Genomic DNA, 25,482 nt, shown 5'->3' on the forward strand with positions numbered 1-25,482 from the left:
CCCCGGGCATGCGCGGGCTTCGGCGCCGAGGCGGGGCGAACCCCTCAGCCGTTGCGGGCGGGTGTCGTGCGCCGCGTCCACGCCGAGAGGGCGAGCGCGACGGCCGCTCCGGCCAGGAGCACCGCCACGACGACCCACACGGTGGAGCCGACGGCGTCGGTGAAGGCGGCACGCGGATCGCGGACCTGGGTGACCCGGTCCTCGAAGCGCGAGGTCATGAGCGTGCCGAGGACACTGGTGCCGAGGACGGCGCCGATCTGGCGGGCCGCGTTCACCGTGCCGCCCGCCTCGCCCTCGCGTCCGCGCGGCACATGGCCGACCGCGAGCGCGGTGGACGGCGCGTTGGCGAGGCCGCTGCCCAGTCCGAACAGGACGAAGGCGGCCACGTATCCGGTGAACGAGGTGCCGGGTCCGACCTGCGCGAAGAGCGCGGCTCCGGCGGCCGCGAACAGCAGCCCCGCGGTGATCAGGGTACGCGGGCCCAGTCGCCGTACGAGCACGCCCGCGAGGACGGAGGCGGCGATGAACGTGCCGAACTGTGCGAGGAGTTGGGCACCGACCTCCAGGGCGCTCAGTCCCCGGACCCGCTGCAGCCACAGCACCTGGAGGAGCGAGAGGCCGACGAAGCCGAACAGCACGGTCGCGGCGAGCACCAGCGAGGCGCCGTAGGAGGGGTCGCGCAGCAGTCGCAGGTCGACCATGGGCGCCGTGCGCCGCAGTTCGATCAGGACGAACGCGGCGAGCAGCGCGACCGAGGCGGCGACGGCCGCGACCGCGCGCGCCGAGCCGTAACCGTGGTGCCCGCCGTCGATGAGCCAGAAGACCATCAGTCCCAGCCCGGCCATGGCCGTCACCTGGCCTGGCCAGTCCAGGCGCTGGGACGGGTTCCGGGACTCCGGGACGAACCGCAGGGCGACCACGGCGGCAAGGACGGCGACCGCCGCGTTCAGCCAGAACGCGCTGTGCCAGGTCCACCAGCGCAGGGCGAGGCCGGCCGTGACGGGGCCGATCGCCAGACCGAGGCCCGAGGTGGCGGCCCAGGCGGCGATCGCGCCCGCTCGGCGCTTGGGGTCGGGGACCGCGTGGGTGACGAGCGCGAGCGAGCTGGGCGTGATGAGGGCGCCGCCCAGGCCCGCGACCGCCTGCCCGGCGAGCACGGTGGCCAGGTTGCCTGCGAGGACCAGGACGACTCCGCCGACCGCCATGGTGACGGCTCCGGCGAGGAAGACACTCCGCCGGCCCCACCGGTCGGCGAGCGCTCCGGCGCCCAGCACGCACGCGGCCACCACGAGCGTGTACGTGCTGGGCACCCAGACGAGGTCGGCCGGGCCGAGACCCAGGTCGTCCTGGACCGCGCTGAGGGTGCCGATGGTCTGTGTGGTCTGGAGGAAGACGGTGAACAGGCCGAGGCAGGCGGCGACGAGGACCGGCAGCGGGCTCGCGCCGGGAGCCGTGCGCGGTGCGGTCGCCGCGGCGCGCAGATCAGATGCCATCGTGCACCCCGTCGGGGGCGCCTGTGCGGAGGTCGATGCCGGCAACGGCGTTGTCCGGCGCGGGTGCGCCGACGGACAGGGGGATCTTCATCGCGTTTCCTCGCACAGTCGGTCCTGAGGACGGGCATGAGATAGTTAGTTTGAAAAACAGACTTACTATAGCCCGGCAAGTTTGGAAAACAAACGCACCCAAGGACATGCTTCGGCCACGACAGGCGGGCCTGAGGGTTCAGCGGGAGGCCGCGTCCGGGGTCCGGGTCGCCACGACCATGCGGCACCGCGGGCTGCCGTCGGGCCGTGTGCCGAACTCGGGCAGCGCGTGAAGCTCCACGTCGAAACCGGCCGAAACCAGCTCCCGCCGCACCTCACCCAGGCGGAAGGACCGGTAGTACATGACGAACGGCGGACGCCACACGGCGTTGCGCACCCGCATCACCGCGTCGAAGCCCAGCAGGGCCCAGAACCAGGGCGAGCTCGGGCGGGGCGGAGCCATGACGGGGAACGCGAACCGCCCGCCAGGCCGCAGGACCGCGTGCACCCCGGCGAACAGCCCCGGAAGCTCCCGCGGCAGGAAGTGCCCGAACGCCCCGAAGCTGACGACCAGGTCGAACGCGGGACCGAAGGGCAGCGCGCGAGCATCGCCCCGCACCCAGGCCATGGACGGCTCCGTGCCGGCCCGGTGCCCCGCGCGTCCGACGGTCAGCATCCCCGCGCTGATGTCGATCCCGGTGACCGAGTCCCGGCACAGCCCCCGCAGGACGTCCATGCCCGCGCCGGTTCCGCAGCACAGGTCCAGGCCCGCCCGGAACGGCCCCAGGGGCCGCAGCGCCTGCCCGACCGCGTCGAGAATCGAGTCCGGCGTCCGGAACGGCGTGTGGTCGAACTTGGGCGCGAGCAGGTCGTAGCCGTGCTCGACGGAGGACAGGGCCTGGACGGCGAGTTCGCGGAGGCTGGGACCTTGCGGGGTGAACATCGCCTTCAGCTTAGGGGCAGCGCGCGCCGTGCGGGCTGATCTATGGTCGCCGGCATGACTTCGTTCCGTCCTGCCCCCGCATGGCTGGCCGACGCCGTCTTCTACCAGATCTACCCGCAGTCGTTCGCCGACTCGAACGGCGACGGCATCGGCGACTTCGGCGGTGTCGCCGAGCGCCTCGACCACCTCGCGTGGCTGGGCGTGAACACCGTGTGGCTCAACCCCTGCTTCTCCTCCCCGTTCCGGGACGCCGGATACGACGTCTCCGACTACCTGAACACCGCCCCTCGTTACGGCTCGAACGACGACCTCGCCGCGCTGGTCGACGAGGCGCGCCGCCTCGGCATCCGGGTCCTGCTGGACCTCGTCGCGGGCCACACCTCCGACGAGCACCCGTGGTTCGAGGCAGCCGCGGACGATCCGGCCGACGACCGGTACATCTGGACACCCGACGGGCTCCCCGACGGCTTCGTCGCCTCTCCCGGGACCCGGCCGGGCGCCTATCTGCCGAACTTCTTCGCCTGCCAGCCCGCCCTCAACTTCGGCTACGCGCGCGCCGATCCGGCAGAACCCTGGCGCAGCCCGGTGGACGCCGACGGTCCCCGCGCCAACCGCGCGGCCCTGCGCGGGATCATGGACCACTGGCTGGGGCTCGGCGTGTCGGGCTTCCGGGTCGACATGGCCGCCTCACTCGTGAAGGACGATCCCGGCAGGACCGAGACGGCCCGGATCTGGACGGAGCTGCGGCACTGGCTGGACGGCGCGCACCCGGACGCGGCGCTGCTGTCCGAGTGGGGCGAGCCGGAGGTGTCGGTGCCCGCGGGCTTCCACACCGACTTCTTCCTCCAGTTCGGCGGGCCCACCGACGGCCTGGCGCTGCGGTCGCTGTGGAGCAACTCCGAGGGCACGGTCAACGAGGCCTGGGACCCGCTCGACTGCTTCTTCGACCCGAGCGGCAAGGGCTCGCCCCGCCCGTTCGTGGAGGCCTGGCACCGGGCGGTCACCGCCCTCGGCGACAGCGGGTTCATCTCCCTGCCCACCGCCAACCACGACTTCTCCCGCCTCAACTGCGGCCCCCGCACGGCCGATCAGCTTCCCGCGGCCTTCGCCTTCCAGCTCACCTGGCCGACCCTGCCGGCGATCTACTACGGCGACGAGATCGGCATGCGCTACATCCCGGGGCTGCCCGACAAGGAGGGCAGCGTGCTGGGCCCCCGTTACAACCGCGCGGGTTCGCGTACCCCGATGCAGTGGGACGACGGCCCGAACGCCGGCTTCTCGTCCGCCCCCGCCGACGCCCTCTACCTCCCGATGGACCCCTCCCCCGCCCGCCCCACGGTCGCCGCCCAACTCGCCGACGAGACCTCGCTCCTCCACCTGGTGCGCCGCCTCGTGGCCCTCCGCGCCGGCACACCGGACCTCGGAGCCCGGAGTCCGGTGGAAGTCCTCCACCCGGGCTATCCCTTCGTGTACGTCCGCGGGGACCGCCATCTCGTCGTCATCAACCCGCAGCAGGGCGCGGCCGGTTGCACCTCCGCCCGCGTGCGTGGCGCCGAACCCCTGGAATCCTCCGGCGTCCGCATCACCGACGACGGCACGATCGACGCGCAGGGATTCGGGTACGGCGTCTACCGCCTGAACGGTTAGCGGGATCCCGGCGGAGAGCGGTGCGACTGTCGTTCTCGACATACGCCGTGAGGCCTGCTTCACTCTTGATATGGCATCAATTCGCCTGACACGACCGACACTTGAGGTCCTCAAGGTGCTGCTGGCCGCCACGCCGGACGACCCGGCGTGGGGGCTGCGGATCTGCGAGGAGGCCGATCTCGGCTCCGGCACCGTGTATCCCATTCTCGAACGGCTCGTCGACGCCGGATGGGCGGTCCGCCGGGCCGAGACCGGCGAGCACCCCGGCCGCCCGAAGCGCTACTACTACGAACTGACCGCCGCGGGCCGGCTCGCCACCCGCGAGGCCCGGGAGCGCAAGCCACGGCTCTTCGGGCTGCGCCCGGCCGGCGACGGGGGTGCGGCGTGAGTACGGACCGGCGGGGCGACGAGATCCCCTTCGGCGCCGGCCCCGTCGCGATCGTGGCGGTCCTTGCGCCCGTACTGGCCGGGACGGCGGCCGTCCTCTTTCTGCTGATCGGCTACGCCGTGAAGACGGTGAGCCCCGGCTCCACGTTCTCCGCTTTCTTGATCACCAACGGCTGGATCTTCGGAGCCGTCACCGCGGCATCCATCCTGATCGCCGCGGTCGCCCTCCTGGTCACGGCTCTACGCGCGGGCAGTGAGGCCGCCCAGGAGCCGGGCACCGGGACCCCGTCCGCCGCCCGGCAGCGGCAGAGCCGCAGGGGCAACGGCACCCTGGGGATCGCCTCGTTCGTTGCCGGGCGGCGCCGCACCCATCTGCGCGAGGAGTGGGCGGCCGTCCTGGCCGGGGATCCCGAGCACGGGATCGTGCTGTCCCCGCGCACCAGGATGCGCTACGCCCTCGGCTTCCTGTGGGCGGCCGTCCGGCTACGCGTCCGGGACCTCGCCGCTCCCCTGTGGGTTCCGGTCGACTGGACGCTCGCCGTGGAGTCCCGCACGAACGGCTTCATCGCCGCCGTGGTGGGTGCCCAGGCGGTCTGGATCGTCGGCCACGGGGGCCTTCCGGCCCTCGTCACGGACGTGTGGGAGCCCTGCGCGATCGTGGGCGGCGCCCTCTACGTCCTGGTGCGCTGGTTGCGCCGTGTCCGCGGCATCGAGCTCGCCGCGGCGCCGCGGGACGACGCGCCCCCGGACTGAGGACGGCTGGCGGGACCCGTCAGGCGCGCAGCCGCAGGAACGCGAGCCAGACGTCGGGGCCGTCCTGTCCCGGTCCGGCGGAGTCCCCCCGCAGGAAGGGGGCGGGCGTCCCCGGGTGAGTGCGGCGGGCGGGGAGCAGCCGCCCGGCCAGGGCTCCGAGGAAGTGGGGCGGGGGCGCCGTCGCGGTGAGGGCGGACGGGTCGGCGGCCGCGCCGTCGGTGGCGGACACGAAGCCGGCCGGAGTGGTAGTGGTGGTGGTCGCCGCGGTGGTCATCGGGTCCTCCGTCGTCGTCATCGAGTGCTGTCACCCCACCGACGAACGGCGCCTACGCCGATCGACACTCCGCGAGCCGCTTCGTCAAGAAGCGCCGCTCGGCGTCGTTCTCCACCAGTTCCAGCGCCTTGGCGTAGGCGTCCGCGGCCTCGGCGCGGCGGCCCGCACGACGCAGCAGGTCCGCCCTGGTGGCGGGCAGCAGGTGGTAGTCCGCAAGCTCTCCTTGCTCCTCCAGTTCGGCCACCAGGGCGAGCCCAGCTTCGGGGCCCTCGGCCATGCCCACGGCCACCGCACGGTTGAGCCGGACCACGGCGGACGGCACGAACCGCCGCAGCTCGCCGTAGAGCGCCGCGATGTCGGCCCAGTCCGTGTCCTCGGCGGTGGCCGCCGTGGTGTGGCAGGCGGCGACGGCGGCCTGGATCTGGTAGGCACCCGGACGCCCGCGGCGCAGCGCGGACTCCAGCAGGGCCGCGCCCTCGTCGGCCGCCGCCCGGTCCCAGGCCGACCGGTCCTGGTCCTCCAGCGTCACCAGGTCGCCCGCCGCGTCGACGCGTGTGTCCCGCCGCGCGTCGTGCAGCAGCAACAGCGCGAGCAGGCCGAGCACTTCGGGTTCGTCGGGCATCAGCCGGGCCAGTACGCGGGCCAGCCGGATCGCCTCCGCGCAGAGATCCCTGCGCACCAGATCGTCGCCTGCGCCGGCGACGTAGCCCTCGTTGAAGAGGAGGTAGAGCACGCCGAGGACGCCGGTGATGCGTTCGGGCAGGAGGTGCGCGGGCGGTACGCGGTAGGGGATGCCCGCGTTGCGGATCTTCCGTTTGGCGCGGACCAGCCGCTGCGCCATCGTCGCCTCGGGCACGAGGAAGGCGCGGGCGATCTCGGGCGTGGTCAGACCCGCGAGGGTGCGCAGGGTCAGCGCCACCCGGGCTTCGATGGGCAGCGCCGGGTGGCAGCAGGTGAAGATCAGCCGCAGCCGGTCGTCGCCGACTTCGCTCCCGTCCTCGAACTCCGGGTCGTGGGGCCCGTCGTCGCGTGCCAGCACGGCCACCTCCCGCAGCTTCCGTGCCCCGGTCGCCTCCCGGCGCAGCACGTCCAGGGCGCGGTGGCGTGCGGTCGTGGTCAGCCAGGCGCCGGGGCGGCGCGGCACGCCGTCGCGCCGCCACCGGTCGAGGGCCTGGGCGAAGGCGTCCTGGGCGCATTCCTCGGCGAGGTCCCAGTCGCCGGTCACCCGGATCAGGGTGGCGACGACCTGGCCCCACTCCTCGCGGAAGGCGTCCGCGACCGCCGTTTCGACGTCTCGCGCCCGCGGGTTCGTGCTCACTCCCAGACCGGCCGCACTTCGACCGAGCCGCCGTCCAGCGCGGCCGGGTGCCGGGAGGCGAGCGCGATCGCCTCGTCGAGGTCGGCGGCCTCGACGATGTCGAAGCCCGCGACGTACTGCTCGGACCGGGTGAACGGCCCGTCGTCGAGCAGCACTTCGTCGCCCCGGACGCGGACGGTGGTGGCGTCGGCGGGCGGTCGCAGGCGCGCGCCGCTGCGTGGGACGCCGTGCCCGCGCATCTCGTCGGCGTAGGCGGTGAAGCGGGGGTCGCGGGCGGCCTCGGCGGGGCCCTGCGCCTCGCCGTCGACCGGCGTGCAGGCGAACAGTACGTACTTCACGGCCGGTCCTGCGTGACCGGGGAGTCGAACGGGACCGAGGTGTGCTGGTGGACGATCTGCCAGCGGTCGCCGGCCGCGCGGTAGCCGGTGGTGACGCGGGCGGTGGTGTCCAGCGTGTCGCCGGTGACCAGTTCGGCGCGCATCCGCACGAGGGCGTGGCTGAAGGCGATGCTCTCGTCGACCCGTACCCGGAAGTCGAGGACCTCGCGCTCCACCGGTCCGGCCAGCGTCGAGAACCAGAGTTCCTCGGCCTTGCGCAGAGCCTCGATCCCGTGCTGTTCCAGACCGGTCACGGGGTGGAAGACCTCGACGTCCGGCGCGTAGCAGGCCATGGCCCGGTCGAAGTCCCGCTCGCGCGCGGCGGCGGTGAGTTCCGCGTCGAGCCGCCGGATCTCGCCCTCGGGGTCCTCGTCCTCCCAGAACGCGCGCACCTCCATGGCGCCGATCGTGGCCACGGGGTGCCTGGCGGCGGCCTGGACCGCCTGCTCCATGGTGTCGCATTCGAGGATGTCGTATCCGGCGACGTACTCCTTGGTCTCGGCGAACGGGCCGTCGGTGCGCAGGACTTCGCCGTCGCGGACGCGTACGGTGACGGCTTCCGCCGGCTGGCTCAGCCGGTGGCCGTGCCGGCGCACGCCGCGCTCGACGCCCAGTTCCTCCACCCAGGGTTCGACGGGTGCCATGTCGGAGGCGTCGGCGGTGTCGTCGCCGCAGACCAGCAGCATGTACTTCATGGTTCCTCCCGGTGTTCGTGAGCTTCTTGCATCCCACCGACGAACGGGAACGCGTCGCATCGACAACGTCCGCGCGAGAATTTTGCCGACCTTGTGTCGCGGGCCCCGTGCCGGTCCTCTCGCCCGGGCCGCTTCGGCGGTCCGGGTGTGCACACCGTGCTCGGCGGTCACGCCGTGGTGGAGGGTGGTTCGAGCCGCACCGGCAGCTCTCGCACACTGTTGCCCACGAAGCTCGCGTGGCGGGAGAGTTCGTCCTCTCGGACGGCGAGGTCGAGGCCGGGGAAGCGGGCGAACAGCCGCTCCAGGGCGATGGTCGCCTCCATACGTGCGAGCGGGGCGCCGAGGCAGTAGTGGGTGCCGTACCCGAGGGAGAGGTGCCGGGCGGCGTCCGCGCGTCCGGGACGGGTGACGTCGAACCGGTCGGCGTCCGGTCCGTGCGCGTCGCGGTCGCGCCCGGCGGCCGAGTATCCGGCGAGGACCGGGGTGCCCGCGGGGATCACGGTGCCGTCGAGCGTCATGTCCCGCACGGCGTACCGGAAGGGGAAGTAGCTGACCGGGGCGTCCCAGCGGAGGGTCTCCTCGACGACGTCGGCCCAGCCCGCCTCGCCGCGTGCCACCAAGTTCAGTTGGTCGCGGTGTCCGCACAACGCCCGTACGGCGTTGGTGATGAGGTTCAGTGTGGTCTCGTGCCCGGCGATGATCATCAGGACCAGGGTGCCGATGAGTTCCTCGTGACCCAGCCGGTCCCCCTCCTCGTCCCGGGCGGCGATGAGTGCGCTGGTGAGGTCGTCGCCCGGCCGCTGGGCGCGCGCCTCGGCCACCGACGCCAGTACGCCGACCAGTTCCCGGTTCGCGGCCAGGGCCTGCTCGGGTGCGATGTCGGTGGCGACCACCTGGTTGGAGAGATGGTGCAGCCGGTCCCGGTACTCGGCGTCGACACCGAGCAGTTCGCCGATGACTCCCATCGGCAGCGGCAGCGCGAAGTGCCGGCGCAGATCCGCGACTCCCCCACGGTCTCGGGCCGCGCGCTCCAGGTCGTCGAGCAGTCCTTCCGTCAGCTCCTCGATCCAGGGGCGCATGCGCTCCACACGGCGGGCGGTGAAGGCCTTGCTGACCAGTGACCGCAGCCGCCGGTGGTCGTCGCCGTCGGCCGTCGTCATCCCCCGCACGGTGGCGAAGGTCATCAGCGGCCACCCGGGGGTGATGCGGCCCTCGCGCAGTGCCGTGAAGTGCCGGGCTCCCTTGGCGACGTCGGGGTGCGCGAGGAACTCCTTGAGCGCGTCGTGCCCGAGCACCGCCATGCCCTCCACGTCTCCGGGCAGCACGACCGGCGCGACGCCGCCGCGCGCGAGGAGCCGCGCGTTGTCGGCGTGCGGGCAACCGCCCGCGGGATCCAGGCGATGGGGCGTGCCGGACGAGGTGTCCACCGGATTCTCCTTGTGGGACGTCGAGTTGGAGGCCGTTCGGCGCCGCCGGGGCGGCACGGTCCTCGATTCTGCCTGCTCACAGCAGTGCGCGCAGCCGCTCCGCGAAGCCCTGGGGATGGGTGAGGTTGCCGTTGTGGCCGCCCGGGAAGTGGACGAGCTCCGCGCCGAGCCCGGCCGCCAGTTCTTCCGCGCACCGGTAGTCGAACACGGCCCGCGGGGTGGTGTGTCCGGCGGCGGGCACGATGCGGACCGGGCCGGCCGCGAGCGCGCGGATCTCGTGCGGGTGGAGCTCGGCCCGGGTCATCGTGGGCGCGTCGTGCGCGACGAAGAAGGTGAAGTTCGGCTCGCGGGAGGCGTCCAACGGGGCGGTCCTGACGCCCGGTTCGGTCTCCTGCCGGGCGGGGTCGATGCCGAGGATCTCGCCGATCCTGCGTACTCCGGCGATCCAGCCGTCCCGGCGGAAGACGGTGCACATGTCGTCCAGTTCCCGCTGCGCGCGCAGGCGTTCGTCCTCGGGCAGCAGGCCCGGTATGGCCGGCTCGTGGGCGACGAGAACGCCGAGTCGGCCGGGATGGCGCTGCGCGAGGCGCAGTCCGATCACGGCGCCCATGCTGCAGCCGAGCATGCGCGCGGGCTCGTCGGTGAGTTCGGCCAGCAGCCGGTTCACGTCGTCGACGTGCTCGTCGAGCGTGGCTCCGCGGGCCGGATCGTCGATGACACTGCGGGACAGCCCCCGGCGGTCGTAGGTCACGACGGTGTAGGTGTCGGTGAGGTGGCCGACCATGGCCTCGCTGCGGTCGGCATCGCCCTCGCCGCTCTGCGAGACGAGCAACAGCGGCCCCTGGCCGCGCACTTGGTAGTGGAGCGTGGCACCGGGGACCTGAAGCTTTCCGGACGTGGCGTTCATGGCGGGCTCCTGTCGGGGTGGGTGCGTCACCGTTCCGTGGCGCTCCACCAAGCTAATCCATCATTTCTGATGCATCAAGAGTGATGAATCTATTTTGATGCATCACTCTTGATGTAACCTGACGGTCATGAACGGAGCGGAACTCTTCCTCCTGGGCCGGACCTTGATGAAGATCGGCGAGGAGGCCATCCCCACCGAGGGGGTCGGCCGACGGTCCACGAGCACCCGGTCCATGCTGATCGTGATGCTCGACGTGTACGCACACCCGGACACGACGGTCGGCGAGGTCGCCGCGCGCACGGGGCTGCCCCAGAGCGCCGTGTCCGCCTGCGTCGCGCGGCTCAGGGAGGCGGGATCGGTGCTCACGACGACCGACCCCGCCGACCGCCGACGCTCACTGCTGCGGCAGAACCCGGAGATCACCGGCCGCCGGGCCGAGGTCGCGGCGGCCCCGGTCGACGAGGCGCTCGGCGCCGCGCTCGGCACCGACGACCCCACGGCCGTCGCGGAGACGGTCGCTCTCCTGGAACAACTGGCGGAACGCCTCTCGCCCAAGGTGCTCGGCCGCCTGCGCTGAGACGGCGCCCCGGCCCGTGCCCGCAGGCCACCGGCTCACCGCCCGCGCCGCAGGCCACCGGCTCAACCGACGTCCAGCACCGCCTTGCCCCGCAGCCGCCGGTTGCCCAGCGCGTCCACCGCCTCCGCGATCCGGTCCCACGGCCCGCGCCAGCCGACGGGCACCCGCAGCCTGCCCGCCTCCACGAGCCCGAGGAGCCTGGTCAGCTGCGCCCGACGGTCCGTCAGGCCCGCCCCGTTGTACACCGAGACGACGGTCTTGGGGACCGGGCTGCCCAAGGTCGAACCGACGGGCAGGGACGCCTCGCGGCCGGAGGCCCAGCCGACGCTCTGGAGCGTGCCGCCCGGCGCCAGCAGTGCGTAGGCCGCGACCAGTTGGTCTCCGCCGACCGTGTCGATCACGACGTCGACCGACTCCTTGACACCCCCGAGGCCGATCACTACCTCGTGCGCGCCGAGTGCGGCCGGCCCCTCGGCGCTCGCCTGCGAACCGGCGACCGCGATGACGTACGCGCCGGCGAGGGCCGCGAGCTGCACCGCGAACCCGCCCACACCTCCGGACGCGCCCGTCACCAGGACCCTGCGGCCGAGCAACGGCCCCGCCTGCTCCAGCGCCCGCAGGGCCGTGCCCGCGGCCACCGGCAAGGTGGCCGCCTCTCCCAGGTCGACGCCCTCGGGTACCTCGGCCACGTCCACGGCGTCCATGGCCCGCAGGGCGCCGAAGCCGCCGCCCTCGGCGAAGCCCACCACCCGGCTGCCGACGGAGGGTCCGCTTCCGTCCGCGGCGGCCGCCACCACGATCCCGGCCGCGTCGAAGCCGATGACCTCGCCCGGATCGGCCCGCTCCGCGAAGAACAGTTCGGCGGCGTTCAGGGAGGTGTGCCGGACCTCCACGAGCACCTGTGCGGGACCGGGCACGGGGTCCGGGGCCTCGCCCAGGCGCAGCCTGGCGGGTGCCGCGGGGTCAACGATCAGTGCGCGCATGAGAGGTACCTTCTCCCGCTGTCGACGACTCGCCGTACACCAACTCCCGCCGCTCCGGCGTTCTTCCCGCCGAAGCCCGCCCGTACCGGCCCCGCGCACCGCGTCCCGACCGCACCCGCGCAAGGCGTGGTACTCTCCGAAACAGCACCCATGTGCGATCCCCTTCGGATCGCCGGTGTCAGTTTCTTCTTCTCCGCTGTCGCGCCCGTCGACGAACGACCGGCCGATCAGCTTCTCGGCACCACCTCCTGACAGCGGTCACGGACTGTTCCGTGCCGCGGCCCGCGAGGTGATGTTCCCGCCGCGCCGAGGCGCGCCGTCACCGGCCCTCGGCCTTCCTCCGCGGCCTCTCACCCCTTCCCGCATGTCCCGTGCACCTCGTCCGTGAAAGGACCTCTCATGACCACCACACTCGAACGCCCCCCTGTGCAGCAGCCCCGGCCGCAGGCCGTCACCGGTGTCCTCGACATCGACGGCAGCGGGAAGGGGCACCTGCGCGCCAGGGACTGCCTGCCCTCGAACGCCGACCTCCAGGTCTCCCCCGCCCTGATCAGCCGTCACGGCCTGCGCAGGGGTGACACGATCGAAGGCGTACGCGGCGCGGCCCGCGCGCTCACCGAGGTCGAGCGCGTCAACGGCCGTACGCCCCAGGAGCTGCGCCGCCGCCCCCACTTCCGCGACCTCACCCCGCTGCACCCGCGCGACCGGCTCCGTCTGGAACACCCGGCGAGCGGCCTGGCCGGACGCGTCATGGACCTCGTCGCACCGGTCGGCAAGGGCCAGCGCGGCCTGATCGTCGCGCCGCCCAAGACCGGCAAGACCGTGCTGCTCCAGCAGATCGCCGCCGCGATCGCAGGCAACCATCCCGAATGCCGGCTGATGGTGCTGCTGCTCGACGAACGCCCCGAGGAAGTGACCGACATGCGGCGCTCGGTCCGCGGCGAGGTCTACGCCTCCACCTTCGACAAGACCCCCAAGCAGCACATCGCGCTCGCCGAACTCGTGATGGAACGCGCCAAGCGGCTGGTCGAGCAGGGCGAGGACGTCGTCGTCCTGATGGACTCCCTCACCCGGCTGTGCCGGGCGCACAACAACGCCGCCGCCTCCGGCGGCCGCACCCTCAGCGGCGGCGTCGACGCGGCCGCCGTGCTCGGCCCCAAGCGGTTCTTCGGCGCGGCACGCCTCGCCGAGGAGGGCGGCTCGCTCACCGTCCTCGCCACCGCCCTGGTGGACACCGGCTCGCGCGCCGACGGCTACTTCTTCGAGGAGCTCAAGAGCACCGGCAACATGGAACTCCGCCTCGACCGCGACCTGGCGTCCCGGCGTGTCTTCCCGGCCGTCGACATCACCCCGTCCGGCACCCGCCGCGAGGAACTCCTCGTCCCCGCCGCCGAATTGGCGGCCGTACGCGGCCTGCGTCGTGCCCTGGCCACACGCGACGGCCAGGCCGGGCTCGAAACCCTCCTGGAGCGGCTGCGCGCCACCCCGGACAACGCGGCCTTCCTGCGGCGGGTCCAGCCCACACTGCCCGCCTGACGTGTGCCATCCGGGTACTCGCTGCCGCCGTTCGGGCCTGGCGTCCGGGTCCAGGGCCGCTCGGTTCCTACGTTGATCAGTATGACCATCGGATTCTCATCCCGACTCGCCGCCTCGCGGGCCGCCGCCTGCCGCGCCGCCGTCTCCTGCTCCGTCGTCTGCGTGGTCGGAGCACTGGCCCTCGCGCCGAGTCCGGCCGAGGCCCGGATCGGCACGGACCCGGGCGCGGCACGGCCGACGGCGTCGCCACCGCCCCTGTACCGGTCCGGGACGCACGTACGGCCACAGGCAGGTGCGCCCGAGGTCCCCGAGGACGTCTCCGCGCTGTCGTGGCTGGTGGCCGACGCCCGCACCGGCGACGTCCTCGCCGCGCACAACGCCCACCGCAGGCTGCCGCCCGCCAGCACCCTGAAGACGCTGTTCGCCCTCACCGTCATGCCGGCGCTGCCCAGCGGCATCCGGCACACCGTCAAGGAAGCGGAGCTGGCGGACGTCGGCGAGGGCAGCAGCCTGGTGGGTGTCGACGCCGGCCACACGTACAAGGTGGCCGACCTGTGGCGCGGCGTCTTCCTCAACTCCGGGAACGACGCCGTGCACGTGCTGGCCTCGATGACCGGTGGATGGCGGGCGACGGCGGCCCGGATGCAGGCCAAGGCCAAGGCCCTCGGCGCGCTCGACACCCGTGTCGTCTCGCCCGACGGGTACGACGCGCCGGGCCAGGTCTCCTCCGCCTACGACCTCGCGGTCTTCGGACGGGCCGGACTGCGCAACGCGGACTTCGCGCGGTACTGCTCCACCGCGCAGGCCATGTTCCCCGGGGACGGCTACCCGTACCGGATCGAGAACACCAACCGCCTGCTGACCGGCGCCGACGGGGTCGACCCGTACCCGGGCCTGATCGGCATCAAGAACGGCTACACCTCCAACGCGGGCAACACCCTCATCGCCGCCGCGCGGCACGGCGATCGCACCCTCATCGTCACCGTGATGAACCCTCAGGAGGGCGACGGGTTCGCCGTGTACGAGGAGGCGCGCTCGCTGCTCGACTGGGGGTTCAAGGCGTCCGGGCACGTCGACCCGGTGGGTTCGCTGCTCGACACGCGGGGTGTGCCCGCGGCGGGACCCTCCGCACGGCCGGCCGCTCCGGCGTCGCCGCAGGACGACGGAACGAGCTGGCCGGACGCCGCCGGGATCGCCGGGGCGGCCGGGATCGGCGCCGGGGGCGTGGCCCTGGCCCTGCGGCTCAAGGCCGCACGTTCGGCCCGCGGCTGACCGACGGGCAGCCACAGCAGCAGCCCGAGGGTGATCCACGTGTACGTGTTGCTGCCGAGGAACCCGTCGAGACCCGAGGCGTCGTCGAACCACAGCCACACCACGCTGCTGCACAGCACCGCGTAGAGCGCACCCGCGACGCGCAGGCGGCGCCGGTGCAGGAGTACGGCGAAGGACGGGAGCAGCCAGACGAGATGGTGCACCCAGGTGATCGGGCTGACGAGGCACGCGGTGAGCCCGGTGAGAGCGAACGCGGCCGTCCAATCGCTCTCGGCCAGGGCGCGGGTGGTCCGCCACACCCACACGCACATCACCAGCAGGGCGAGTGTCGCCCAGAGGGCCCTGCTCGGCTCGTCCGGCGCGACCAGGCGGGCCAGGACGCCCTGCAACGACTGGTTGGAGACATAGCCGAGACGGCCGATGCGGTCCGTGTCCCACAGCGCGTCGGTCCAGTAGAAGCGCGAGGCGTCCGGTGCGATCCAGGCCGCCAGGGCGGTGGCCGCCGCGGCGACCGCCGTGGCCACCCCGGCGGCGCGCGGGCGGCGGGCGAGCAGCAGCAGGCCGATGAAGAGTGCAGGAGTGAGCTTGACCGCCGCGGCCAGACCGATGCCGACGCCCGCCCGGCGGCCCCGGCCGGTGGACAGCAGCCAGGCGTCGTTCAGGACGAGGGCGAGGAGCAGGAGATTGACCTGGCCGAAGCTGAACGTGTCGCGGACCGGTTCGAACAGGGCCAGCAGGCAGCCCGCCACCGCGAAGCCGAACCAGCCGTAGCGGCGCAGCGCGGGCCCGACCAGCACCCACACCACGAAGGCCAGCGCCGCCAGGTTGAGGGCGAAGCCCACGACGATCGCGGTGGGCAGCCCCACCAGCGCCATCGGCAGCATGCCGACCGCGGCGAACGGCGGGTACGTGAAGCCGTACGCCGTCCCCGGCACCCGGTAGTCGTAGATCCGGCCGCCGTGGTGGACCCAGGTGTCGACCGTCCCGTAGTAGACGCGCAGGTCGAACCAGCCGCGCAGGAGCGGCACCGTGGCGGTGAACACGCCGACGGCGACGGCGAGTGCGAGCAGGCACAGCAGCCGCCCGCGGTCGGTGGCCGGTGCTCTCATGCCGTCCGCTCCAGTACCGGTGTCCGTACCTGTGTCGCCTGGTGTGCCTGCCAGAGCACCACCAGGGCGAGTGCGCCGCCGGAGAAGGCCAGGACGACCTGGGCGGTGTCGGGCGGGCCCCCGCTCGGCAGCACCGCCAGCGCCAGCACCGCGCTGGCGGCCGCGACCCGCGTGCGCACCGAACCGTCCGGCGCCGCCGCGGAGATGAGGAACAGGCCCCACAGCGCGTACCAGGGCCGGACGGCCGGCCCGAACACGGCCACCGCCGCCAGGCTCAGCCCCAGCGCGTAGACCGGGCCGGGGCGCAGCCTCAGCCATATGAACAGCACCACCAGCACGGTCACCGCGAGGCCGGCCGCGTGCCAGACGGGCAGCGCGAGCGGGGCGAGTCCGCTGCCCAGCTGCCGCAGCACAGCACCGGTGGCGCGGCCGAGGACGCTGGTGAGCGCCCAGTTGTGCGGGGAGACGGGGGTCTTCAGCGCCGCTATCCAGCCGTAGCCCGTACCGGCCACCGCGGTCGCCGCGACCGTCGTGGCCAGGGCGACGGCGGCCGTGGTCAACGCCGACCGCGCCACACCCCGCCGTCCGCGCAGTGCGACGACGGCCAGCAGGCCGAGTGCGGCGGGCGCCTTCACCAGCGCCGCCAGGGTGACCAGGACGACGCCGAGGACGTGCCACCGGCCGCGCGCGGCGACCAGCCCCATGCCGAGCAGGCCCAGCATGATGGCGTCGTTGTGCGCACCGGCCACCAGGTGGAGCAGGACGAGCGGGTTGAGCGCCCCCAGCCACAGAGCCGCGGCCGGGTCGGCGCCGCTGTGCCGGGCGAGGCGGGGCAGCGCCGCCGCCATCAGGGCCACGCCGAGCAGGGCGACCAGCCGCATGCCGAGCAGCCCTGCCGGCACCTCACCGCGGGTCAGCCCGGACAGGGCGGAGGCGACCGCGAGGAAGACCGGGCCGTACGGGGTGGTGGTCTGCTGCCACAGCGGTGCCACCTCGTCGGCGAGCGGGCCACCGAGCTGGGCGGGCCCGTGCGCGTAGACGTCGATGTGCGCGTCGACCATGGCGCCCTGCGCGAGATAGCTGTACACGTCCCTGCTGAACAGCGGTGGCGCCAGCAGCAACGGTGCCGCCCACACCGCCAGCACCAGCAGCAGGGAGCGGGGAGTCGGCGGGCGTGGACCGCGTACGACGGTGCCGAGCAGCACCCAGGCGGCGATCAGCAGGACGACTCCGAAGTAGACGCCGACCAGACCCAGTACGGCACGCGCGGACTCGGGGGCGAGCAGGTCCCGCGCGCGAAGTGCCCCGGCCGTCTCACCGCCCAGCGCGAGGAAGGCGGAACCGGCCAGGCCGAGGGCCTGACAGCGACGGAGATCGACGGGAAAAGCCATGGCCAGCACTCGGGAAGCGTGGCAACGCGAGGTGGCCGGGGAGCGACGTGACGCCTTCCGGGCGGGGGCCGGTGCGTGACCGCCGCGTGGTCGCCGCACGCCGCGCGCGGACGCCTCACCCGGCGCCACGCGCGGACACCCGACCGGAAACCACGGACGGACGCCCCAACGGAAACCGTACGTGGACACCGCGCCGTAACCACGCGTGGTTCCCGCGACGGCGGACGTCTCAGAACACCGAGAGCCCCGTCAGCGTCGTGAAGCGGTCCAGTGCCGCGACGCCCGCCACCGAGTTGCCCCGCTCGTCCAGTCCCGGGCTCCAGACGCAGAGCGTGCACCGGCCCGGCACCACCGCGATGATGCCGCCGCCGACGCCGCTCTTGCCCGGCAGGCCGACCCGGTAGGCGAAGTCGCCCGCCGCGTCGTACGTGCCGCAGGTCAGCATCACCGCGTTGACCTGCTTGGCCTGGCTGCGGGTGAGCAGCCGGGTGCCGTCGGCGCGGATGCCGTGCCGGGCGAGGAAGCCGGTGGCCAGCGCGAGGTCGGCGCAGGACGCCTCGATCGAGCACTGCTGGAAGTACTGCTTCAGCAGCACCGGCACCGGGTTGTCGATGTTGCCGTAGGACGCCATGAAGTGGCCGAGGGCGGCGTTGCGGTCGCCGTGCGCGGCTTCCGAGGAGGCGACCTCCCGGTCGAAGGTGAGGTCCGCGTTGCCGCTCTCCGCGCGCAGGAAGTCGAGCAGCGCGGCGGCGGCGTCGCCCGTCTGGGTCTGCAGCCGGTCCGTGACGACGAGGGCGCCCGCGTTGATGAACGGGTTGCGCGGTATGCCGTTCTCGTACTCCAGTTGGACCAGGGAGTTGAACGGGTTGCCGGAGGGCTCGCGGCCGACGTGCTCCCACAGGGCGTCGCCCTCCCGGGCCAGGTCGAGCGCCAGGGTGAAGACCTTGGTGATGGACTGCGTGGAGAACGGCTGCCGCCAGTCCCCCACGCCGTACACCGTGCCGTCGAGCTCCGCGACGGCCATGCCGAAGCGGCGCGGGTCGCAGGCGGCGAGGGCCGGGATGTAGTCGGCGGGCCGGCCGCGGCCGGGGGTCCGCTCGATGTCCTCGGCGATCCGTTCCAGCACCGGCTGGAACGTCAGGGGCGAGCTCATGATCGCCATTGTGCCTCCGGTCCGGTCCCGGCGCTCTTTGCCGGGGTCAGGCGGCTGGGGCGGCGCTGCCGGCGACGACCTCGGGGCGCAGCAGGGCCTCCAGTCGTTCGGCGGGCAACAGCCCCTTCTCCAGGACGAGTTCAGCCACGCCGCGTCCGGTGGCGAGGGCTTCCTTGGCGATGTCGGTGGCCGCGGTGTACCCGATGTACGGGTTGAGCGCCGTGACCAGGCCGATGGAGTTCTCCACCGCCGCGCGCAGCACCTCGGTGTTCGCGGTGATCCCGGCGACGCACCGCTCGGCGAGGGTGAGGCAGGCGGCCCGCAGATGGGTGATGCTCTGCGACAGCGCGTGCAGGATGACCGGCTCGAAGGCGTTCAGCTGGAGCTGTCCGGCCTCCGCGGCCATGGTGATGGTCACGTCGTTGCCGATCACCTCGAAGGCGACCTGGTTGACGACCTCGGGGATCACCGGGTTGACCTTGCCGGGCATGATGCTCGAACCCGCCTGTACCGGCGGCAGGTTGATCTCGCCGAAGCCGGCCCGCGGCCCGGACGACAGCAGGCGCAGATCGTTGCAGCTCTTGGAGAGCTTGACGGCGATCCTCTTGAGGACGCCCGACATCTGCACGAAAGCACCGCAGTCCTGGGTCGCCTCGACCAGGTTGGCCGCGGTGACCAGCGGCAGTCCGGTGATGTCCGAGAGATGGCGGCGCGCCGACTCGGCGTATCCGGCGGGGGCGTTGAGGCCGGTCCCGATGGCGGTGGCACCGAGGTTGATCTCGTGGATCAGCTCGACGGCCTCGGCGAGCCGGCCCCGGTCCTCCTCGATCATCACCGCGTACGCCGAGAACTCCTGGCCCAGCGTCATGGGCACCGCGTCCTGGAGCTGGGTCCGCCCCATCTTCAGCACGTCGCGGAACTCGACGGCCTTGGCCGCGAAGGTGTCCTGGAGGACGGCCATCGCCTTGAGCAGCCCGCGCACCGCGAACACGGTCGCGATCTTGACGGCGGTCGGGTAGACGTCGTTGGTCGACTGGCCGAGGTTGACGTCCTCGTTGGGGTGGAGGTGCGCGTACTCGCCCTTGGCGTGTCCGAGCAGTTCGAGGGCCCGGTTGGCGACGACCTCGTTGGCGTTCATGTTGGTCGAGGTGCCGGCGCCGCCCTGGATGACGTCGACGACGAACTGGTCGTGCAGCTCGCCGTCCCGGATCTCGCGGCAGGCGGCGACGACGGCCGCCGCCTTGCGCGGTTCCAGCAGCCCGAGTTCCTCGTTGGCGCGGGCGGCGGCCTCCTTGACGGCGGCGAGGGCGTCGATCAGGTGCGGGTGGGCGGAGATCGGGGTGCCGGTGACGGGGAAGTTCTCCGTGGCGCGCAGGGTGTGGATGCCCCAGTACGCGTCGGCGGGGACGTCACGGTCTCCGAGCAGGTCGTGTTCGCTGCGGTGGGCTGCACCGGTCATGGGTGTGCGGTCCTCTTCCGGGAGGGGCGGTTCAGGCGTACGTGGGGTGCGTGAGCGGGTCGAGGGCGCGGGCCGGCCGGACGCTCCCGACCACCTCGCCCCCGCCGAGGAGCGGCGCGCCCGCGAACTCGGTGAGCGCTGCGGGGTCGACCCCGCAGCGCGCCAGGGCGGCGGCGGTCACCGGAACGCGCGCCCGGTCGGCACCGTCGGCGATCTTCACGGCGACGGCCCGGCCGTCGGGCAGCGCGGCGACCTGTACGCCTTCGAAGCCGTCCTTGGCGAGCAGGCCCGGCACGGCGCGCATCAGCGCGGCGACGTCGCGCCCGGCCCCGGAGGCCATCTCGGCGTGCTCGCGCATGGCGTCGGCGACCCTGGCCTCGGGGGTGCCGGGCGCCGCGGTGGTCATCCGGGCGGCGGCGCGGGCCAGCCCGTGCAGCGAGACGGAGAACAGGGGCGCGCCGCAGCCGTCGACGGTGGTGCGGGCGACGGCCTGGCCGGTGAGGTCCTCGACGGTCTCCGCGATCGTCCGCTGGAGCGGGTGCGCGGGGTCGAGGTAGTCGTCGAGCGGCCAGCCGTTGAGGCGGGCGGTGTAGAGCATGGCCGCGTGCTTGCCCGAGCAGTTCTGGGCGAGCCGCGAGGGCAGGCGCCCGTCGCGCACCCAGGTTTCCCGTACGACGGGGTCGAAGGGCAGGTCGGGGACGTTGCGCAGCCGGTCCTCGGGCAGTCCGGCGAGGTCCAGGATGCGCCGGGTCCCGGCGAGGTGGCGTTCTTCGCCGGAGTGGCTGGCGGCGGCCAGCGAGAGCAGTTCGCCGTCCAGGGGCAGTCCGGCCCGCAGCATGGCCACGGCCTGGACGGGCTTGAGCGCCGACCGGGGGTAGAAGGCGGCCTCGATGTCGCCGATCTGGAGTTCCACGCCGCCGTCGGCGGCGAGGACGACCACGGACCCGTAGTGGATGCCCTCGATCACGCCGCCGCGTACGAGGTGGGCGACGGGGGCGTGCAGCGGTTCGCGCACGGAGGGGGCCTCGGCGGGGCGGGCGGGGTGGGTCACGGCCGGGTTCACGCGTCGCCTCCTTCGCGTATCGCGGCGGGCCGCGCCGTCGGGGCGGGGGCGCCGTGCTGCGGTACTGCTCGCGGGTCCTGCTCGCTCACGTCCGGGGTCCGCCTTCCGTGGCCGGGTCCGTGGCCTCGGGGCGCACGATGGAGGTGAGGGTGGTCTCGACGCGGTCGAGGTGGTGGGACATGGCCTGGACGGCGTCGTGCTCGCAGCCGTCGATCAGCGCCTCGACGATCGCGCGGTGCTCGCGGTTGGACTGCTCGCGCCGGCCGCCGAGTTCGTTCAGGAACGCCGACTGGCGGGCCAGAGCGTCCCTGATCTCCTCGATGACCCGGCGGAAGACCGGGTTCTGCGACGCCTCGGCGATGGCGATGTGGAAGATCGTGTCCATCGCGACCCACGCGGTGGTGTCGGTCTCCCGTTCCATCCGGTCGAGGAGGTGGGCGAGGTGGTCGAGGTTCTCCGGGGTGCGTCGGACGGCCGCGTATCCGGCGACGGGGATCTCGACGTGCCGGCGCACTTCGAGCAGGTCGCTCGCCGCGTAGTCGCCGAAGGTCGGGTCCTCGACCGCGCTCGCGACGACGAAGGTGCCCTTGCCGGTGCGCGACACGGTCAGGCCCATGACCTGGAGGGCCCTCAGGGCTTCGCGCAGCACGGGTCGGCTGACTTCGAGGCGGCGGCACAGCTCCGCCTCGGAGGGGAGTTTGTCGCCGATGGCGTAGTCGCCGCGCTCGATGGCGTCGCGGAGGTGGGTGAGCACCGCTTCCATGGCGCTGACGCGCCGCGGTACCGAGCCACCTGTCTGGCTGTCTGACAGGTTCACGGTGGCGATAATCCGTGGGACGGAGGCGCGCTGTCAAGCGGCGGGAGGGGCGAGGACGGCGGGAGACCTGCGGGAGGGGAAACGGATCAGGGGGTGTGAAGGCCGGAGAACCGGCTTCACACCCCCTGATCCGGCGGACTGTGGACTCAGCTGTCGAGAGCCCCGGTGGTCAGCAGCCCGAACAGCAGCACGCCGATGACGAGCCGGTAGATCACGAACGCGTTGAACGAGTGCTTGGCGACGAACTTCAGCAGCCAGGCGATCGAGGCGTAGGCGACCACGAAGGACACGACGGTGCCGACGGCCAGCGGGGCGGCGCCGACGCCCGCGCCCAGGGCGTCCTTGAGCTCGTACAGGCCGGCACCGGTCAGGGCCGGGATGCCGAGGAAGAAGGAGAGGCGGGTGGCCGCCACCCGGTCCAGGTCCAGGATGAGCGCCGTGGACATCGTGGCGCCCGAGCGGGAGAAGCCCGGGAAGAGCAGGGCGAGGATCTGCGAGCTGCCGACCAGCATGGCGTCCTTGAACGAGGTGTCGTCCTCACCCCGCTTGTGCCGCCCCATCTGGTCCGCAGCCCACATCACACCGCTGCCGACGATCAGCGAGCCCGCCACGACCCAGAGCGATGCGAGCGGGCCCTCGATCAGCGGCTTGGCGGCGAGGCCCACGACGACGATCGGGATGGTCGCGTAGATGACCCACCAGGCGAACTTGTAGTCGTGGTGCTGACGCTCCTCCTTGTTCCGCAGGCCGCGCCCCCAGGCGGAGACGATCCGCACGATGTCCTTGAAGAAGTACACGAGCACGGCGGCGATCGCGCCGACCTGGATGACCGCGGAGAACCCGACGACGGCGTCGTCGTCGACGGGGATGCCCATCAGCCCTTCGGTGATCTTGAGATGACCGGTCGAGGAGACGGGGAGGAACTCGGTTACCCCCTCGATGGCTCCGAGGACGACGGCCTGACCGACGTTGATGACGCTCATGGAATCCAGTTCTGAGGAGTTGGTCGACAGTGCTGTAGACGGTACACGGGCCAGTCTGACCTATCCGCGGCGACGCCCGGCACCTACGTCCACAAAGCTTGCGCAAACGAGACCCCGGCGAACGCCGCGCCCAGGCCGGCCGTCACGCTCACGATCACGTTGGCCGCAGCGTAGAACCCCGCCCCCGTCACCGTCAGCCGCACCGTCTCGTACGAGAACGTCGAGTAGGTGGTCAGCGCCCCGCACAGGCCCGTGCCGATCAGCAGTTGCAGGTGCGGCGAGGCGTGCCCCGCGGCGGCCGCGCCGGTCAGCAGCCCCAGGATGAGGGAGCCCGTCAGGTTGACGGCGAGGGTGCCCCACGGGAAGGCCGAGTCGTGCTTCGCCTGGACCGCCCGGTCGGTCAGATGGCGCAAGGGAGCGCCGACAGCGGCTCCCATGATCACCAGCAGCCAGTTCACAACGACTTCTCACCTTCCCCGCCCTCGGGAAGGACGATCTCGCGGTCGTCGCGGACGATCGGTCCGCCGGTGAGGCTCTCTTCGAGCCGCGGCGGGAACAGCGGCTCGTGGTGGTGGGTGTCGTGCTCGCCGGTGAGGACCGTCACGCGCGGGGCGCCGGCCGTCCGCCCCGTCATCGCCGCTTCCCTGCCACGGCGCGGCGGGTCGCCGCCCCGGCGAGCCAGACCGCGGCGAGCGCCGCGATCAGCGTCGCGACGAGGTAGCCGAACCCGGTCCAGGGGCGTCCCTCGTCGACCAGTCTCCGGATGTCGACGACATACGTCGAGAAGGTGGTGAATCCGCCGAGCACCCCGGTGCCGATGAAGGGCCGCACCAGCCGGTGGGCGGCCCACACGTCGGTGATGAGGACCATGAAGACGCCCATCACGGCACAGCCGAGGACGTTCACCCAGAACGTGGTCCAGGGGAACCCGGCCGTCTCGGCGGGCCACAGTCGCGCGGCGCCGTAGCGCGCGGTCGCGCCCATCGCGCCACCGAGGGCGACCATCGCGACGACCGGCCCCTGGCCCTGCCGGAGGGACGCCGTCGGCACGGGCATGCGCACGGGAGCGCCGGGCTCCTCGACTCGTTCGGGACGTGGGGCTGTCATGGGCGCACTTCTCCTACTCGCCGGGCCCGGACGGCTCCGGGCGCACTTCGTCGCAAGTAGGGACCGTTGGCGGCAGCGGTGCCGCGGTTCGGGTACGGCGGGCCCCACCGCCGCGCCGCGGCGCAAGATCGCGGTCGGCGCACAGCCTAACGCCGGGAGGACGGTGCACGCACACGCGGCCCGGTCCATGACCGCCCGGCAGGGCTCCGGGCCTCCGGAGCCGAGGGATCGTTCCCTCCCGCCGGGCACGTCGGCGGCCGTCGGGGCCCCACGGATCACCTCGTGGCGGATGGCAGGCCCTGCCATCCGCCGGGACCCGACGGATCACCCCGTGACGGCGTGCTCGGCCCCGGCCGCCGGGCCTCGACGGATCACCCCCGTCGTGGCAGGCACCGCCCCGGCCGCCGGGCTTCGGCGGATCACTCCGTCGCGGCGGGCAGGTCGCAGACGCCGAGCCCCCGCTCCCACAGGCTCCCGAGGATCAGCCGCCCGTCGGCCTCGCAGGCACTGGTGACCATGCGGAACCGGGAGCGGCGACGCGTCAAGTGGTGCAGCACGTCACCCTGTTCGTCCACCGCGAGGGCGCCGATGGTGCCCGGCGGACGGAACGGCGCGCGGACCGCGATCCGTGCGGCCGCGCGCCGCACGGCGGGACCCGTCCGGTGCAACAGTTCCAGCGGAGCGACGCGGGGTCCGGCGAGCGCCACCCAGATCGGACCGCCGGGGGCGCGCCAGAGGTTGTCGGGCTGGCCCGGCAGATCGTCGACGAGGGTCTCGGCGCTGCCCTGCCGTGGACCGCCGAGCCAGTAGCGGGTGAGGCGCCGTGCCCCGGTCTGCGCGAGGACGAGGAAGGTCTCGTCGTCCGCGGCGACGAGCCCGTTGGCGAACTGGAGGCCCTCCAGGAGCACTTCCGGCTCCTTCTCCCCCGGCGCCAGGCGCAGCAGCCGGCCCGTTCCGGTGTGCTCAACGAGGTCGCCGATCCACTGTTCCAGCGGGTGGGTGCGGCTGGAGACGGTGAAGCAGACGGTGCCGTCGGAGAGCGCGGTCACGTTGCTGCAGAAGCGCAGGGGTTCGCCCGCCACGCTGTCGGCGAGGACGCGTACGGTGCCGTCGTCGAGGGCGACGCGCAGCAGTCCCCGCTCGGCGTCGCACACCAACAGGTCGTCGTCGGCGACGAGTTCGAGGCCCAGCGGCCTGCCGCCCGTCTCCGCCAGCACCTGGACGCGGGCGCTGCCGGAGTCCGCGAGCCCTTCGACGCGGACGATGCGGCCGTCCTCCAGACCGGTGAGCACCCGGCCCCGCGAGTCGCCGACCACGTCCTCCGGCCCTCGGCCGCCGAGCGGCACGAGACGCCGCGGCACCAGACGGGACTCCTCCGGCCATGCCACCTGCGTCCGCCGCGACTTCGCGCCCACGCCACTACCAACCCTTCTCGAAGAAATGACCGACCTCGGCGATGCGGTACTCGTCACGGCTGTAGAAGGTGCGCCGTCTGACGCGTTTCGCCCGCAGCAGTCCGACGCCGGTGAGCAGATCGAGGTGGGTGCGCGCCACCGCTCGGCTGACGCCCAGCTTGGCGGCCAGGGCCTCCGGGCTGACGCCGTCCTCGACGAGGTCGCCGTGGCGTTGTACCGGGAAGTGCGCGACGGGGTCCCGCAACCACTCCAGTATGTCCAGGCGTTGTCCACCGACGGGAGCCCTCAGCATCTCGTCCCCCTCCGTCACGACGGTCTCCCGCTACTGTCCCGCAGCCAGGGGCGGCACGCACGGCGTTCCGCTTC

Annotated in this window: 26 protein-coding genes and 1 pseudogene; 6 read left to right on the forward strand and 21 right to left on the reverse strand. The window is 72.9% G+C overall.

All coding sequences use genetic code 11. The features are described 5' to 3' along the window. Positions 1-44: 44 nt before the first annotated feature. Both BKI49_RS02060 and BKI49_RS02065 read right to left on the reverse strand, forming a co-directional pair. Positions 45-1,493, reverse strand: coding sequence for an MFS transporter (locus BKI49_RS02060; RefSeq protein ID WP_095932438.1), 1,449 nt, complete (start codon positions 1,491-1,493; stop codon positions 45-47). Positions 1,494-1,722: 229 nt separating this feature from the next. Continuing rightward, positions 1,723-2,466 (reverse strand): class I SAM-dependent methyltransferase, encoded by a 744-nt coding sequence (locus tag BKI49_RS02065; RefSeq protein ID WP_095932439.1) that lies wholly within the window; start codon positions 2,464-2,466, stop codon positions 1,723-1,725. Between the two features lie 54 nt (positions 2,467-2,520). Between BKI49_RS02065 and BKI49_RS02070 the strand changes: the two genes are divergently transcribed. From BKI49_RS02070 to BKI49_RS36260, 3 genes are all read left to right on the forward strand, one after another. Continuing rightward, on the forward strand, positions 2,521-4,113 hold the full coding sequence (locus BKI49_RS02070) for an alpha-amylase family glycosyl hydrolase (protein ID WP_095932601.1): 1,593 nt from the start codon (positions 2,521-2,523) through the stop codon (positions 4,111-4,113). Between the two features lie 70 nt (positions 4,114-4,183). Then, the gene (locus tag BKI49_RS02075) at positions 4,184-4,501 is read left to right on the forward strand and encodes a PadR family transcriptional regulator (protein WP_095932440.1); all 318 of its coding nucleotides are present in this window, start codon (positions 4,184-4,186) and stop codon (positions 4,499-4,501) included. Continuing rightward, on the forward strand, positions 4,498-5,253 hold the full coding sequence (locus BKI49_RS36260) for a hypothetical protein (protein WP_095932441.1): 756 nt from the start codon (positions 4,498-4,500) through the stop codon (positions 5,251-5,253). Before BKI49_RS02075 ends, BKI49_RS36260 begins: the two co-directional genes overlap by 4 nt. A 19-nt stretch (positions 5,254-5,272) precedes the next feature. Here the strand turns inward: BKI49_RS36260 and BKI49_RS02085 are convergent, their stop codons facing one another. The 6 genes from BKI49_RS02085 to BKI49_RS02110 form a co-directional block, all read right to left on the reverse strand. Beyond that, on the reverse strand, positions 5,273-5,548 hold the full coding sequence (locus BKI49_RS02085) for a hypothetical protein (RefSeq protein WP_095932442.1): 276 nt from the start codon (positions 5,546-5,548) through the stop codon (positions 5,273-5,275). Positions 5,549-5,579: 31 nt separating this feature from the next. Beyond that, positions 5,580-6,845 (reverse strand): RNA polymerase sigma factor, encoded by a 1,266-nt coding sequence (locus tag BKI49_RS02090; protein WP_095932443.1) that lies wholly within the window; start codon positions 6,843-6,845, stop codon positions 5,580-5,582. Then, a complete protein-coding gene (locus BKI49_RS02095; protein WP_095932444.1) occupies positions 6,842-7,183 on the reverse strand; it encodes a YciI family protein in 342 nt (113 codons plus the stop codon). The genes BKI49_RS02090 and BKI49_RS02095 overlap by 4 nt, the downstream gene beginning before the upstream one ends. Further along, positions 7,180-7,917 (reverse strand): nuclear transport factor 2 family protein, encoded by a 738-nt coding sequence (locus BKI49_RS02100; RefSeq protein WP_095932445.1) that lies wholly within the window; start codon positions 7,915-7,917, stop codon positions 7,180-7,182. Before BKI49_RS02100 ends, BKI49_RS02095 begins: the two co-directional genes overlap by 4 nt. 167 nt (positions 7,918-8,084) lie before the next feature. Further along, positions 8,085-9,344, reverse strand: a complete 1,260-nt coding sequence (locus BKI49_RS02105; protein WP_095932446.1) for a cytochrome P450 family protein — start codon at positions 9,342-9,344, stop codon at positions 8,085-8,087. 76 nt (positions 9,345-9,420) lie between these two features. Further along, the gene (locus BKI49_RS02110) at positions 9,421-10,251 is read right to left on the reverse strand and encodes an alpha/beta fold hydrolase (protein ID WP_095932447.1); all 831 of its coding nucleotides are present in this window, start codon (positions 10,249-10,251) and stop codon (positions 9,421-9,423) included. 127 nt (positions 10,252-10,378) lie between these two features. On the opposite strand from BKI49_RS02110, the gene BKI49_RS02115 reads away from it, so the two are divergent. Continuing rightward, the gene (locus BKI49_RS02115; RefSeq protein WP_257004579.1) at positions 10,379-10,828 is read left to right on the forward strand and encodes a MarR family winged helix-turn-helix transcriptional regulator; all 450 of its coding nucleotides are present in this window, start codon (positions 10,379-10,381) and stop codon (positions 10,826-10,828) included. Positions 10,829-10,890: 62 nt separating this feature from the next. Here BKI49_RS02115 and BKI49_RS02120 read toward each other — a convergent pair whose 3' ends face one another. Further along, complete coding sequence (locus tag BKI49_RS02120; RefSeq protein WP_095932448.1) at positions 10,891-11,811, reverse strand: zinc-binding dehydrogenase; 921 nt, start codon at positions 11,809-11,811, stop codon at positions 10,891-10,893. A gap of 399 nt (positions 11,812-12,210) precedes the next feature. Between BKI49_RS02120 and rho the strand changes: the two genes are divergently transcribed. Continuing rightward, positions 12,211-13,347 carry a transcription termination factor Rho gene (rho, locus tag BKI49_RS02125; protein ID WP_095932449.1) on the forward strand — a complete coding sequence of 379 codons (1,137 nt, stop codon included), beginning with the start codon at positions 12,211-12,213 and terminating at the stop codon, positions 13,345-13,347. Positions 13,348-13,428: 81 nt separating this feature from the next. Next, a pseudogene (locus tag BKI49_RS02130) lies at positions 13,429-14,283 on the forward strand (D-alanyl-D-alanine carboxypeptidase family protein); the annotation flags it as partial. A gap of 59 nt (positions 14,284-14,342) precedes the next feature. Here BKI49_RS02130 and BKI49_RS36125 read toward each other — a convergent pair. The 12 genes from BKI49_RS36125 to BKI49_RS02190 form a co-directional block, all read right to left on the reverse strand. Further along, a complete protein-coding gene (locus BKI49_RS36125; protein ID WP_095932451.1) occupies positions 14,343-15,728 on the reverse strand; it encodes a glycosyltransferase 87 family protein in 1,386 nt (461 codons plus the stop codon). Further along, the gene (mptB, locus tag BKI49_RS02140; RefSeq protein ID WP_095932452.1) at positions 15,725-17,119 is read right to left on the reverse strand and encodes a polyprenol phosphomannose-dependent alpha 1,6 mannosyltransferase MptB; all 1,395 of its coding nucleotides are present in this window, start codon (positions 17,117-17,119) and stop codon (positions 15,725-15,727) included. Before mptB ends, BKI49_RS36125 begins: the two co-directional genes overlap by 4 nt. 229 nt (positions 17,120-17,348) lie before the next feature. Further along, positions 17,349-18,281 (reverse strand): glutaminase, encoded by a 933-nt coding sequence (locus tag BKI49_RS02145; RefSeq protein WP_179332300.1) that lies wholly within the window; start codon positions 18,279-18,281, stop codon positions 17,349-17,351. Positions 18,282-18,318: 37 nt separating this feature from the next. After that, a complete protein-coding gene (aspA, locus tag BKI49_RS02150) occupies positions 18,319-19,731 on the reverse strand; it encodes an aspartate ammonia-lyase (RefSeq protein WP_095932453.1) in 1,413 nt (470 codons plus the stop codon). A gap of 31 nt (positions 19,732-19,762) precedes the next feature. Further along, complete coding sequence (locus BKI49_RS02155) at positions 19,763-20,794, reverse strand: asparaginase (protein ID WP_095932454.1); 1,032 nt, start codon at positions 20,792-20,794, stop codon at positions 19,763-19,765. An 85-nt stretch (positions 20,795-20,879) separates the two neighbouring features. After that, entirely contained in the window at positions 20,880-21,611 is a 732-nt protein-coding gene (locus BKI49_RS02160; protein ID WP_095932455.1) for a FadR/GntR family transcriptional regulator, read from the reverse strand. 146 nt (positions 21,612-21,757) lie between these two features. After that, positions 21,758-22,594 carry an undecaprenyl-diphosphate phosphatase gene (locus BKI49_RS02165; RefSeq protein WP_095932456.1) on the reverse strand — a complete coding sequence of 279 codons (837 nt, stop codon included), beginning with the start codon at positions 22,592-22,594 and terminating at the stop codon, positions 21,758-21,760. An 83-nt stretch (positions 22,595-22,677) separates the two neighbouring features. Continuing rightward, positions 22,678-23,052 (reverse strand): fluoride efflux transporter CrcB, encoded by a 375-nt coding sequence (crcB, locus tag BKI49_RS02170; protein WP_095932457.1) that lies wholly within the window; start codon positions 23,050-23,052, stop codon positions 22,678-22,680. Continuing rightward, positions 23,049-23,228: a hypothetical protein gene (locus tag BKI49_RS02175; RefSeq protein ID WP_095932458.1), complete on the reverse strand. Its 180-nt coding sequence runs from the start codon at positions 23,226-23,228 to the stop codon at positions 23,049-23,051. The genes crcB (BKI49_RS02170) and BKI49_RS02175 overlap by 4 nt, the downstream gene beginning before the upstream one ends. Then, entirely contained in the window at positions 23,225-23,701 is a 477-nt protein-coding gene (crcB, locus tag BKI49_RS02180; RefSeq protein WP_095932459.1) for a fluoride efflux transporter CrcB, read from the reverse strand. Before crcB (BKI49_RS02180) ends, BKI49_RS02175 begins: the two co-directional genes overlap by 4 nt. Before the next feature lie 419 nt (positions 23,702-24,120). Then, on the reverse strand, positions 24,121-25,065 hold the full coding sequence (locus BKI49_RS02185; RefSeq protein ID WP_257004593.1) for an SMP-30/gluconolactonase/LRE family protein: 945 nt from the start codon (positions 25,063-25,065) through the stop codon (positions 24,121-24,123). A gap of 55 nt (positions 25,066-25,120) precedes the next feature. Then, positions 25,121-25,408: an ArsR/SmtB family transcription factor gene (locus BKI49_RS02190; protein WP_095932605.1), complete on the reverse strand. Its 288-nt coding sequence runs from the start codon at positions 25,406-25,408 to the stop codon at positions 25,121-25,123. Positions 25,409-25,482: the final 74 nt, after the last annotated feature.

Source organism: Streptomyces sp. Tue6028 (assembly GCF_002300165.1).
In the GTDB taxonomy this organism is placed as follows: Bacteria; Actinomycetota; Actinomycetes; order Streptomycetales; family Streptomycetaceae; genus Streptomyces; species Streptomyces siamensis.